Raw genomic sequence first — 12301 nt, forward strand, 5'->3', positions numbered from 1 at the left:
GTTCGGGAGATCGCGCGGGCCTTTCCTAAGTGGAAGTTTGAAGCCGATATGACACCTGACGGCTTGCCGTCCCTATTGGCGTGGCTGCCCTGGCAGAACCGTCAATCCGATGACTTCACCATTGCATTTGTCCGCACGTCCAGCGGGTGGATGGCAGTAACACCAAACGGATCGAAGATAGGGGACTTGAGAACCTCACTTCCCATGTTGGTGCACGACCATCTGGGACACCTCGGAGAGAGTCTCTTGCATACCACTGCCACCACCAGTGGCCGGTAGGAGGGACGTTATGCAGATGAAGAATGTCCCAACGGAGACTCGGATACGCAACCTTCGCGCCGCCACTGCGGCCTCCGAGAATGCACGCCTTCTACTCCCCAATTGGAGGTTTCAGGTGCAGGTGTCGGAGCGTGGCGAAGTGTCACTGCTAGTCTGGCTCCCCTGGCAATCCCCCGAGTTTCACGAGTGGACCGTAAGGTTCGGCTTTGGGCACGGAGGATGGCAAGGATACTCGGCAGAGGGACGCCGCGTCGGCAGGGCTCGATCCTCACTGATGGCGGCGATCAGATGGTCTCTGTGCGGGCTTGTCAGCAGAAAGGGGGTTCTCAGCTTGTCGCAGGACGAGAAATAGAACGCACAAGCCCTGTGGAATGTACTAAATGAGTGTACTAGTTCGGGCTTGCGCACCGGGTACAACCCATTGAAATTTAAAGAATAGTCGGGAGTGGCTGGGGGACTAGGATTCGAACCTAGATTAACGGAGTCAGAGTCCGCTGTTCTACCGTTGAACTATCCCCCAATCCTCTTCGGCTCAGAGGCGCAAGGCGCCGGATGGCCGGGAAGAACGGTGCCGGAGGTGGCAGCGCCGCCGGGCAGGCGCGCTCTATACGCAATCTCCGCTTCGCGGTCCAGAGGGGAGGCGCGGAAACTTGTGGGTCTCCCTGGTATACGGCATGCGCAAAGGTGCTATGCACAATGAGCTATGTTGCAGTGCACATGTTGCCCTTATGTAAGGCCTCAGAGTTCAAGGGACGAGGAGGCAAACATGGCCACCACCACCATTGCGCACGGCGCCCGTGAGACCACCCTGTTCGGCCGGTTCGGCGCGTGGATCAGCGATTTCGTTGCCGCGGTTCGCGATGCGCGCCGCATGGCTGCGCGGTATGAGCACCTGACGCACCTGTCCAACAGCGAGTTGCGCCATATGGGGCTGCGGCGGGAAGATATCCCTCAGGCCGTCGTTCTCGGCCGCTGAGGGGGCCGGGGCGCTCCAGCGGGGCTTGTGCGAAGCCGTTTGAACAAAGAGGTGCCCGATGCGAAGGGTTCGCGTCGGGCCGCGACAGGCGGCAGACGCAATGGAGCGCCATCGCAAGAGCGTAGCGGCTGCGGCGAAAGATACAGCCAGCCTGAGCGACGAAACAAACGCTGCGACGGGGGTGTTTGGAAAACTGAGGGGAATGCTGGCTGGACTGTTCAGCGTGTTTTCCGTGGCGACGCTGATTCGCGGCATTCGGTCGATCGTCACTGAGAGCAGCAACTCCGAGCAGGCGCTTGGACAGCTTGAGGCCGCGCTTGCGTCGACCGGCACCCAAGCTGGGTTGAGCGCAAATGAACTGTTGCGCATGGCTGATTCCCTGCGCGAGACCTCGAACTTCTCGACCGAGCAAATCGTCAGCGCGGAGACGCGCCTCCTCAGCTATACAAGCATCCTTAGGTCAGAGTTTCCGCGCGCGCTGCAGATCACGATCGATCAAGCGCAGCGACTCGGCATTAGCGTGGAGTCGTCCGCCGAAATCATTGGTAAGGCCTTGCAGTCGCCGGCCGAGGCAATGACCACGCTTGCGCGGCAGGGGTTCAGGCTCGAGGAGGGGCAAAAGTCCCTGCTCAAGCAGATGGTCGCGACCGGGCGCACGGCCGAGGCTCAGACCGTCATCATGGACATGCTGGCCGAGAGCTATGGCGGCGCGGCGCAGGCGGCCCGCCTGGGGCGGCTGGCGGGGCTGTGGAAGGGTCTCAGTGATCGGATCGGAGACTTCTACACACGCGTCGCCAACAGCGGGTTCGTCGACCACCTGAGATCGCGACTGGAGGCACTTCAATCAACGATCGGACGCATGGCGGAAGATGGTCGCCTTGATGAGTGGGCGCGCTCGATCAGCAACACGCTCGTATCTGTAGCGCGCGCCATCGAGGGCACGATCCGTTTCGTCGCGAACTACTCTCAAGCGATCGTCTCGCTTGGAAAAGCGTACGCATTGCTAAAGGTATCAGCGGTCCTGGACGGACTTGCAAGGGTCGCCTCCGGGGCAACAAAGGCTTCGGTCGCGGTGCAGCTGCTGTCGAAGCTGATACTTGGCATACCGGCTATTCGGATTGCAGTTATCGGGGGCGCCGCCATTGCGCTCGCTGCCGATCATGTGCGGGATCTCGGGCAGGCTATCGGCAGCACCCTCCCTGAGACCAAGAAATGGGAGGCAAGGCTCGCTGCCCTTCGCGCCGAAATTGTCGCTGGGTCGGAGCGATTTCGCGTCGCGTCCGAGGCTTTGTCTGAGTTTGCCGGGACCCAGGTCAAGACAGCGGCCGAAGTCGCCAAGCTCACTGACGCGGAGCGCGCGAGCTATGCCGAGCGCGTGGCCGGTCTGCAAGAGTATCTGCGTCTCCAGATCAAATACTACGAGCAGCTCAAGGATGCGGAGGCGCTCAACGCCGACGGGCTTGCTCACCTGGACGCGCTCCGCGAGCGACTGGCGTCCGCCGCGAAAGGGTACGGCGATATCGCCGCGGGCGCGAAGCTAGCGGCCGCTGCGCTCGATAACGACGTCACGCCCGCGGCACAGAAATTGATTGGCGAACTCGAATCGATCGGCGAGAAGAGTTCGCTTGCGCGTGAGCGGCTCGGCGAAGTCTTCAAAAATTTCGAGAACATGGATTTCACGCAGCTGGGCGATCTTGCGCTCGCGCTGCAAAGCATCGGAGAGCAAAGCGACGCAACCTCAAACCGTGTCAGGGACGGACTGTCCACTGAGCTGGCGAAGCTGAGCGGGCAGGATCTGCAAAAGTTTCAGATGGCGGCAACGGCCGCGTTCGACGAGACCGGTCGCAGCGGAGACCGCGCGGCGGTTGTGCTCGGGACGACACTGCAGGTCGCTATGGAGCGGCTAGGCGTATCCGTGTCGCGCACCGGGGTTGCGATATCGGACGCCGGCAAGAACGCGATCGCTACATTCCGGGTTGTCGCGGAAAATGCGCAAGCCACCAGTCGGCAGGTGGAGGAGGCATTTAAGGCGGCGCTCGGTGGCGCGCAGACTCGACAAGAGGTCGACGCGCTGGCTGCTGCGCTCGAGTCAGCCGGTGATAGAGGGCGAATCAGCATCGAGGGTACCGAGCGTGCGACGCTCGCGTTGCAGCGGAGGATGCGCGAACTGCGGGCGGAGATCGATCCGCTCGCCGATGAGTTCGACGTTCTTGGCATCAAGTCTCAGGCGTCGCTGATTGCGGTGCGCGACTCCGCGCGCGAAGCCTTTGAAGCGATCGTCGAGGGCGCGCGCGAGGGTAAGGCTGCGCGAGAGGATGTGGTGCGCGCACTCAACGCATGGGCCGATGCGGAACGAGACGCAGCCGCTCAGTCCACGGCGTCGCAGCAGGCAAGCGTGGAGACGTTGCTATCGGGTCGCGCCGCATCGCTCGGGCTGTCGAGCGCTTTGGTCGCCGCTGGAAGCGCAGGCAAGCAGGCCGGCGACATGACCGCAGCAGCGATGGGCGGGGCTGCCGATGCCATTGACGCGGCCGCGGCATCCGCCGCAGCAATGGCGGAGGCCAACGCACGCGCGGCAGAGTCTGCTGATCGCACCAGCCAGTCGATCACGAACATCACCCTGCTCACCGAAGAGCAGCGATCGGCATTGCGAATGCTTGGTCAGGACTGGATGGCGGGTCGGCGTAGTGCGCAGGAGTACGCGGAGGAAGTCCAGGCCGCAATGTCTAGCGCAACGGAGAGCATCGAGGACCAGATCGAGGCCGCCGAGCGTGCTACGCAAGCGCTGCGCGATATGCGGGCCGAGCTGCAGGACGATGCTGATCGTGCTGCCGGCAACGAGGAAGCGATCGAGAAGAGGCGATACGAAGAGCGCCTGCGCGAGATAAAAGAGCTCGAGGCCGCGGGCGGCGCGGCGGCGCAGCGCGAGGCCGCGGAGGTAAGGCGCCTCGCAGAACAGGAGCATCGCCGACGCTTAGCCGAGATTCGCGAGCGAGCGCGCGCGGAACGCGAAGAGCGGCGCGCCAGCGCAGATGAGAGCGCCGGCGCGCAAAGTCAGGCACAGCAGTCCGATGGCCGAACGCCAGCATCGGGCGGCGGCTCAACTGGTGCGGGGCAGCCCCTGGTCATCCATCTACCAACCGGTCAGCCTATCAGTCTGCTCGCCAGCGATCGCGCAGCCGCTGATCGGCTTATCGAGTATCTCCGGCAGGCGGCCGCCGCGAGTGGACGTGGCGGGAGTTTGCTCTGATGGCCGACATCATCCTCGACACGCTTACGCTGCCGGGCGACCTGCAGTGGATCGACGAGTACGACGACGGCTCCGACCTGGTCGCGCACGATCAGACCGTCACGGTGACGGGCGCGCTGATCATCCAGGCAAGCGCGCAGCAGGCCGGCCGGCCGATCACGCTGCAGGGCAGGCTCGAGGCCAACAAGGGCTTTGCCGCGGTCCCGCGCTCGCTTGTCGAGGATCTGCGTGCGCTCGCAGCGGTGCCGGGCGCGGTCTATGCGATCACGCTTGCCGACGGTCGCGAGTTCGACGTCATGTTCCGCCGCGACGCAGGTCCTGCCGTCAGCGCGGTCCCGCTCAAGCACATCGTCCCGCCCGAGCCGGGCGACCTCTACTTCCCGACCATTCGACTGATGATGATCTGACCACTATGGCTATTACTAACCTCGACATTAAGTTCCGCCAGTCGCAACGAATGACCGACTTCGCTGACGGCGGCGGACGCATGAGCGCCGTCGAGATCGTCGACGGCGATATGAACAACGTGTTCGGCGATCGCTCGGACCTCGATGCCATTCTTGGTCGCGTCAGCTTGCGCAAAATGTTTCTGCACGTCGACACCCAGAACACGGACACGTATCTCGGGGCATTCGTTTTTCTGACGGACCCGCCGGCCGATCCGCTCGTCGACTGCACGCTGTTCAATACCGGCAGCGCGACGGACGTGCGTGCCGGTGCGCAGAACTACGTCGAGGCGTACCGCGTCAAAGGCCCCAAGACTCAGCACATCCTCTACGGCACGCAGTTGCCGGGCCAGATGACGATCCAGACGTTCTGCCGCGCGGAGACGCCGTCGCCCGACATCGGTGACGTGCTGTGCCTGTCGGTCGAGATGGCAGGGTACACGCCGGTCGAGCAGTTCGTTCGCGTGCAGGAAGTGGCGAGTCGCGTCACCACCACGTTCGAGGACCAGAGCGGTCCCTTCCAGCGTGACGTGTTGATCGTGCAGTTGACGACAGCGCTCGCGCATGAGTTCGTGGGCGTGGACGACCCGGCTCGTACCAACACCGGCAACAAGCCGCCAACTGTCCTGCGCGGGACGTCGGTTGCCAATGCTGCCCGGTACTACAGCGTCAAGCCCATGACGACGAGCGCCGCGCTCGGCGATATGACTGTCAACGTCGGCCATCCGTTTGTCTCGATCGTGCCCGCGGCGCAGGCCGAGACACCCCTGGTCGATCAGCTTGCAGGACTGGGCAGCCTCGCAATGATCCCTTCGGGTGCTGCGGAGGCGCTGACGTTCAGCGGCGCGATGTCCGCCGCCGCCGGCGCAACTGCTACGCGGTACTTCGGTACGCCCTACGCGCGCAAGAGTCTGCGCATCACGGTCGGTGCCGTCGAGTTGCGCGACAACGGTGCGGGCGCGATCGTGCCGACCGATCCGCTCAACACCGGCTGGATTGGCGAGGCCGACTATTCGACTGGCGCATTCGCTCTCGGCCGTGAATCGGTCAACCTCTCGGGCACCGTGACGGCCGCTGCGACACCGGCCGGCGCGATCACGGAGCAGGCGTACAGCGCGCCAATCGTGATCACGCCAACCAATCGCCAGCAGACGTACGTGTGGCAGATTCCCGGCCAGCCCGCGCCCGGTACGGTCGCAGTCGACTTCCGGGCGCTCGGCAAGTGGATCCGGCTCAGCGACAACGGTGCAGGCCAACTGATCGGCCAGGCCGGCGAGGGTAGCGGCACGATCAACTACGCCAGCGGCAGCGTCGCCGTGACGCTCGGCGCGCTGCCCGACGTCGACAGCGCTGTGATCCTGCTATGGGGCACGGACCTGCGCGGCCGCAACTCGAGCGGCGAGATCGCGATCCCGGCCATCACGTATCGGCAGCAGCTGGATCACACCGGCATCGACAGCGAGACGCTGACGATGGCGTGGACGAGCGGAGGCACGCCGCGCACGGCTACGTGCGACGCCGCCGGAACGATCACCGGCGGCGCCACTGGCACGCTCGACCCCGTCGCCGGCGTTGCGACGTTTATGACAGCCAATCCGCCGGATCCAGCAACGCTGATCACCTACGCGTACGACCAGATCGATCCCGATGCGATGCACAGCGAGGTATACACGCCGACGGCCGCTGGCGGCAGCGTCGCCATCACGCTGACCAACACGCCGATCAAGCCCGGCAGTGTGCGCGCGGAGTGGACGATCGCGTGGAATCGACCGCCGGTCGTCATCCACGCCGTCGACACGCGTGATAACGGCTCCGGCGGCTGGGGCGGCAGCAACATCGGACCGCTCGCGGGATCCATCAACTACTCAACGGGCGCGATCGCGCTACAGGTGCAGTAATGGCTACGAGACCGACAGGCGTTGTCAATCTCGCGATTCCGCTCAACCCGCTACCGTTCCCGGTGGTCCCGCCGATCGCCGGCGAGCCGGTCGGCACGGCCACGCTGCCCAACGACCAGGCGATCGTCGATGCGCTCTACGCGTTCGCCGGCGGGACGCCGCTGACGGTCAGCTACGCGACCGCCGGTGCGAGTGTCGAGGCGCGCACCGAGGGGCACGCGGCGCCGCCGGTGCGCATCTATCTCGGCAACGGCGCTGCCGGCCCCGCAGTGCCAGGCAGCGTGCGCTTCGCGTTCCGCGGACGCACGTATGTCGATCGCGGCGGCAACCTGTACTACGCAATCGATCCTGCAACCAATGCGGGCACGCTCGGCGGCACGTACGACTATGCGACCAACACGGCCACGCTCACCGACTACGGCACCGGCAGCAACACCGTGACGCTGATCAGTCTGCTCACGCGACCCGTCGATCCGGGCATCACCGGCACGTTCTTCCGGACACCGGGATCGCCTCTGCGAGAGGGCTCGTTCGTCATCCGAGCGACAACGCTCGGCGGCACGCTGCTGACGGCCACGGCCGACGTCAATGGCGTGATCAACGCAAGCAAGATCCGCGGTCAGATCGATTGGACGATGGGCCTCGCGCGGCTGGTGTTCGGCGAGCGCGTGGTCGCTGCTGGCAATGAGGGCGAGCCGTGGTATGACGCGGCCAACGTCGACGGCGATGGCAACATCTGGCGACCGCTCTCGGTAGATCCTGGCTCGGTGTTTTTCGGCACGGTCATCTACCGCTCGATCCCTGCCGACCCGGCCATCATCGGTATCGATCCGGTGCGGCTGCCCATCGACGGACGAGTCGTGGTCTATCAGCCCGGCAACGTGCTGATCGTGCATCACACGCAGACGACCAGCATTGCATCACCGGTGGCCGGCGCGACGCACAATCTCGGCCGTACGCAGATCGCCCTCATCGAGGTGTTCGATGCTGCCGGCGAGCCCATCGAGGACGTCTGGTACACACTCGATCTGGCGGCCGGCACGCTCACGTGGGCTAACCCGCTCAACCTCTCGGCGTACACGCTGCCGGCGATCATCCGCGACCGGATTGAGTTCGCCACGCAGTGCAGCGACGTGCAGATCACTGGCGAGATCGGCCTGCAGGCGCCGCTGCCGCGCAGCTTTCCGCCCGGCTCGATGGTCTCTAGCGCGATCGCGTACGGTGACATGCGGGCGCGCGTGACCAATCTTTTCGATCAGGCGACTTACGTCGCGGGGCAGTGGTCCGACGAGCTCGTCGGTGCTCCGGCCGCGGGCACGTACAACGACACGGTCTATCCGATCGCCGTGACAAACGAGTCGTCGATCGACGAGCGCTGGGCCGTCCGCTTCACGAGCGCGAGCAATGTGCAAGTGCTCGGCGAGACCGTTGGCGTGATCCTCGAGACGTCGATCGCGTCAGTCATCGCACCGGTCAATCCGGTCAGCGGCGAGCCGTACTTTTCGATCGCTGTCGAGGGATGGGGTACTGGCTGGGCTGCAGGCAATCTCGTGCGATTCAACACGATCGCTGCGTCCAAGCCGATATGGGCGGCGCGCACGACGCGGCAAGGTGAAATCACGGAATCCGAGGATGCCGTGCGAATTCAGGCCTATGGAAACGCACACTCATGACGACAACTCGCGTCTATACGTCAGCCGATAGCGGCGCCCCCTCTATGAGCCGCGGCGCTGCCGGATCGGCCATTGCCGTGATCAAGGCATGTCTAGTGGACGGCTACGGCAGCAAGGCGCCTGCTGGCTGGACGATGCCGTACAGCACCAGCGGAAAAGCGGCGTTCCGCAACTCAGTCGCGGCTGGCGGGACGGGTGCGTACACGCGCATCGAGGACACCCTTACAGCGACGACCTCGCGCTACACGCTGCAGACGTACGCGAGCATGTCCGACGTCGACACTGGCGTGACGGGCACGCACGTCGTCAGCGCGTACCGATCGCCAGCGCAAACGGCGAATCCCAACAACTGGATTCTTGTCGCGGATGAGAAGACCTTCTGGTTTGCGAACACCGACGGACCTTCGATTACGTCTGCGCACTCTTTCAGCGGGGGTGGTGACGGCTTCGACGGATCCGATCCGTACCGCTACATGGCGTGGGGGACCAATGGAACTAACGCCAACTCGGAAGTGGAAGCGCTGGCGCAGAGTAGCGCGACTGGTCTTGGCGCAACGGGCGCATCGGGCTTCTCGTTCGGCAGTGACTACACCGGCACCAGCGGCGCTACGTGGCATGGGTTGTTGCGCCCGTATGCAGCCGCGTCAACGGGAGCGGCCACCGTAGGTAGCACATCGTTCCCCGCGCGGCCGGCGCCGAATGGCGTCGGCGAGGCTGCTCTGCCAGCCTACATCACTGCAGCGACGATTATTCGCGGCAAGCTCCGCGGCCTCTACATTCCCCTCGCCAACTTGCAGGCGCTGTCGCTGGGCGCCGTCAAGTCTGGCGATGGTTTTGGCGGTGTCGGCAGCGTCGTCGCTGCACTGTTCAGCGGATCCGGCACAACGCGCGGAGCGATGTGGGTCGAGACGTCACTCCCCTGGAGCTGAGCCATGCTGATCCCGATCATCTTCACCGGTCGCTGGCCTGGCTATGGATACATCGCCGGCGAGGCGCCAGACGGACTGGTGACGATCAACTCTGCTCCTGGTGTCGCAATCGTCGATCTGTTCGTCCGATCGACTCGGGCATGGGTGCGGTCGACGCGATCCACGGCGACAGGCACCTATCGGTTTGACGGCCTCGAGGTTGCCGTAGTCTACGACGTCGTGGGTCGCGACCTGACACAGACGTACAACGACGTGATCGTCGCGCGCGTGACTCCGGTCGAGTACACGTGACCGATGGCGTACACCCCACCTTCCGGGGATTCGGCGGCGCTTGCGTTCGCGGAGGCGTACGCGCCTCCCGCCGGCAACGCAGTCGCGCTTGCGCTCGCAGATCCGGTCATCGAGCCAGAGCCGCCGGAGCCGACGCGCTTCGTCGGGCGTGCGGCGAGCTTGCCGTGGCGTGCCGCTCCGCGGCGCGGCCGGCACGCCACCTCCGCGTATGCGCGATCCCCGCAACGTCGCCGCAACGCGTGGGTTGCATGGGGCGCGGCGCCGCGGTGTGGCGTGTCCATCGAGCTGCCCTGGTCGGCGGTGCCGCGTGTCCGGGCGCACGCCTGGCTGCCCTGGTCCAGCGTCTCCGACCGCGCGGCGGCTGCGGTTGCGCTGCCGTGGGCGCAGCTGCCGCGCCTGACGCGCTCTGTGGCCCTGCCGTGGTCGCTGCCGCCAGTGGTGTGCATGGGGGCGTCGGTGCCCTGGCTGGCGCCCATGCGTGTAGCGGAGGCCGTTTCGCTACCGTGGGACGCGCCTCCGCGACAGTCCGCGGCGGTCGACACGCCGTGGGCCGTGCCCACCACCCTTGCCGCACGCCGCTGGCTGCCCTGGGGGCGCGCTGGCCGCGTCCGCTGGGTCGTCGGCAGCCCCGGCATCGAGGAGCCGCCGGAAGAGCCGCCGTGGGCGTACGAGCCGCCCGCGGGCAATCGCGTCGCTCTCAACTTCGCTTGCCCACCACTGCCGGTCGACCACCCCGGCAGTCGCGTGCCCGTGCCGTTCGGCCGTGCCGCGTGCTATTTCGCCTGGCCGCGGCCGAGGAGATACATCGTGCTCAATAGCGCTCACGTCGTGCGTCTGCCGGAGCGCACGCCGGTACCGGTGTCGGCAATCGATGTCAGCCGTGGCGTCGACGATGTGCACTGGTCGATCTCACTCGCGCTTGCAGATCCGGATTTCCTGGCATGGTTGCTGCCCGACGCCGGCGGTCCGCGTAGCGTCGAGATCAACATCAACGGCTATGTCTGGACCGGCATCTGTGAGACCTGGCAGACGACGCATCAGTTCCCCGGTCGACGGGTGACGGTCAGCGGGCGCAGCCGCACGGCGTTGCTCGACGCGCCCTACGTTGCACCGCGTGCGCTCGTGCAGACCGCCACGCGCACTGCGCAGCAGCTGGTCGACGACGAGCTCGAGCTGTCGGGGTTCGTCGCGGCCTACGATACCCTCGACTGGTCGGTGCCGGCGGGCACCTGGACCTACGATGCGCAGACGCCGGTCGGGGCAATGCGCGCGGTGGCGGCGGCCGCGGGCGCCGTGCTTGAGGCGCACCCGTGGGACGATGCCTTTTCGGTGCGGCCGCGCTATCCGATCTCGCCCTGGGAGTGGCCCACGGCGGCGCCGGACGTGACGATCCTCGACGACCTGGTGCCGCGCGTGACCGACCGCGGCGGCGTCAGTGGTGTGCCGCAGTACTCGCTCGAGCTGCCGCTCTGGCCGGCTTCCGCGGCCGACAAGCCGGGCCTGGTGCTGCCGCTCGATCTCGTACAGTTCGCGGCCGCGCAGGCATGGCGTGCAATGGCGATCTCGACGCGCATCAACGCAGTGCGCCAGCCGGCCGGTGCCGGCAGTGTGCTCGTCGTGACGCAGTCACTTGAGCTCGAGGCGCCGCCGGCCGAGCCGACGTACAACTACGTCCTAGTGAGCGGCAATCAGGTCGGCGTCTCCGCGCCAGTCATTCGCGAGGGCACGGACGGTAGTAGCCGGCTGCCGCAGATCGTGGACCCGCTCATCACCGAGGCGTCTGTCCAGCTCGAGCGCGGCCGCAATGCGATCGCCGGCGCTGGCGATGGCGTTGCGCGCACCAACCCCTGGGCGCGCCTGCTCGGCACGCTGCCCGCGGCACGTCTGGTCAAGGGCAACGTGATAGCCAACAACGGTGACGGCAGCTGCACGATCGCAACGACTGATGGCGCAACGATCCGCGCGCGGCCATTGCCGGGGCAGTCGTGGAGCGTGGGTGACGGCGTGTTTGTCGAGGCCGGCCGCATCGTAGACGAGGCGCCGGATCTGCCAGGAGTTACGCAGTACGTCTAAGACGAGCGACCGCCGCGGGTGTTACGAGCACCCCCGGCGGCCGCCGAACCGCGCATACACGCGGACCAGCCGAGGCTCGCCACTCCGCGCGCGGAGCCGGGGGAGCCTACATGCGAGGCCCGCCATGCATCAACCCATGCCCATCATCCCGTGGATCGGCGGCAAGCGCCGTCTCGCCGACCGTCTGCTGCGGCTCTTCCCGCCGCATGAGTGCTACGTCGAGGCCTTCGCCGGCGGCGCCGCGCTGTTCTTCCTGCGCTCGCAGCCGGCGCGTGCGGAGATCCTCAACGACGCCAACGGCGAGCTCGTCAATCTCTACCGCGTCGTGCAGCACCACCTCGAGGAGTTCGTGCGGCAGTTCAAATGGGCGCTGACGTCGCGCCAGGTGTTCGCGTGGTTGCAGGAGACGTCGCCAGCGACGCTCACGGATATTCAGCGCGCCGCGCGATTTTTCTACCTGCAGCAGCATGCGTTTGGCCGGTCTGG

At 65.8% G+C, this 12301-nt stretch carries 8 protein-coding genes, 1 tRNA gene and 1 pseudogene; 9 read left to right on the forward strand and 1 reads right to left on the reverse strand.

From position 1 onward, the window contains the following. Positions 1-725: 725 nt before the first annotated feature. A tRNA-Gln gene (locus VMR06_RS16230) sits at positions 726-799 on the reverse strand. A gap of 246 nt (positions 800-1045) precedes the next feature. Between VMR06_RS16230 and VMR06_RS16235 the strand changes: the two genes are divergently transcribed. The 9 genes and pseudogenes from VMR06_RS16235 to VMR06_RS16275 form a co-directional block, all read left to right on the forward strand. Continuing rightward, entirely contained in the window at positions 1046-1255 is a 210-nt protein-coding gene (locus VMR06_RS16235; RefSeq protein WP_325378233.1) for a hypothetical protein, read from the forward strand. A 100-nt stretch (positions 1256-1355) separates the two neighbouring features. After that, positions 1356-4505 (forward strand): phage tail length tape measure family protein, encoded by a 3150-nt coding sequence (locus VMR06_RS16240; RefSeq protein WP_325378235.1) that lies wholly within the window; start codon positions 1356-1358, stop codon positions 4503-4505. After that, the gene (locus VMR06_RS16245; RefSeq protein WP_325378237.1) at positions 4505-4912 is read left to right on the forward strand and encodes a hypothetical protein; all 408 of its coding nucleotides are present in this window, start codon (positions 4505-4507) and stop codon (positions 4910-4912) included. The genes VMR06_RS16240 and VMR06_RS16245 overlap by 1 nt, the downstream gene beginning before the upstream one ends. 5 nt (positions 4913-4917) lie before the next feature. Further along, complete coding sequence (locus tag VMR06_RS16250) at positions 4918-6849, forward strand: hypothetical protein (protein ID WP_325378239.1); 1932 nt, start codon at positions 4918-4920, stop codon at positions 6847-6849. Beyond that, on the forward strand, positions 6849-8522 hold the full coding sequence (locus tag VMR06_RS16255) for a hypothetical protein (RefSeq protein ID WP_325378241.1): 1674 nt from the start codon (positions 6849-6851) through the stop codon (positions 8520-8522). Before VMR06_RS16250 ends, VMR06_RS16255 begins: the two co-directional genes overlap by 1 nt. Continuing rightward, entirely contained in the window at positions 8519-9451 is a 933-nt protein-coding gene (locus tag VMR06_RS16260) for a hypothetical protein (protein WP_325378243.1), read from the forward strand. Before VMR06_RS16255 ends, VMR06_RS16260 begins: the two co-directional genes overlap by 4 nt. Before the next feature lie 3 nt (positions 9452-9454). Continuing rightward, a complete protein-coding gene (locus VMR06_RS16265) occupies positions 9455-9742 on the forward strand; it encodes a hypothetical protein (RefSeq protein WP_325378245.1) in 288 nt (95 codons plus the stop codon). 3 nt (positions 9743-9745) lie between these two features. Beyond that, the gene (locus VMR06_RS16270) at positions 9746-11815 is read left to right on the forward strand and encodes a hypothetical protein (RefSeq protein WP_325378247.1); all 2070 of its coding nucleotides are present in this window, start codon (positions 9746-9748) and stop codon (positions 11813-11815) included. 124 nt (positions 11816-11939) lie between these two features. Beyond that, a pseudogene (locus tag VMR06_RS16275) lies at positions 11940-12293 on the forward strand (DNA adenine methylase); the annotation flags it as partial. Positions 12294-12301: the final 8 nt, after the last annotated feature.

The sequence above is a fragment of the Dokdonella sp. genome, from assembly GCF_035511235.1.
Taxonomy (GTDB): domain Bacteria; phylum Pseudomonadota; class Gammaproteobacteria; order Xanthomonadales; family Rhodanobacteraceae; genus Dokdonella.

Coding starts and splice junctions, on each gene's coding strand:
- VMR06_RS16235 (WP_325378233.1), top strand. CDS start 1,046: ATGGCCACCACCACCATTGCGCACGGCGCCCGTGAGACCACCCTGTTC.
- VMR06_RS16240 (WP_325378235.1), top strand. CDS start 1,356: ATGGAGCGCCATCGCAAGAGCGTAGCGGCTGCGGCGAAAGATACAGCC.
- VMR06_RS16245 (WP_325378237.1), top strand. CDS start 4,505: ATGGCCGACATCATCCTCGACACGCTTACGCTGCCGGGCGACCTGCAG.
- VMR06_RS16250 (WP_325378239.1), top strand. CDS start 4,918: ATGGCTATTACTAACCTCGACATTAAGTTCCGCCAGTCGCAACGAATG.
- VMR06_RS16255 (WP_325378241.1), top strand. CDS start 6,849: ATGGCTACGAGACCGACAGGCGTTGTCAATCTCGCGATTCCGCTCAAC.
- VMR06_RS16260 (WP_325378243.1), top strand. CDS start 8,519: ATGACGACAACTCGCGTCTATACGTCAGCCGATAGCGGCGCCCCCTCT.
- VMR06_RS16265 (WP_325378245.1), top strand. CDS start 9,455: ATGCTGATCCCGATCATCTTCACCGGTCGCTGGCCTGGCTATGGATAC.
- VMR06_RS16270 (WP_325378247.1), top strand. CDS start 9,746: ATGGCGTACACCCCACCTTCCGGGGATTCGGCGGCGCTTGCGTTCGCG.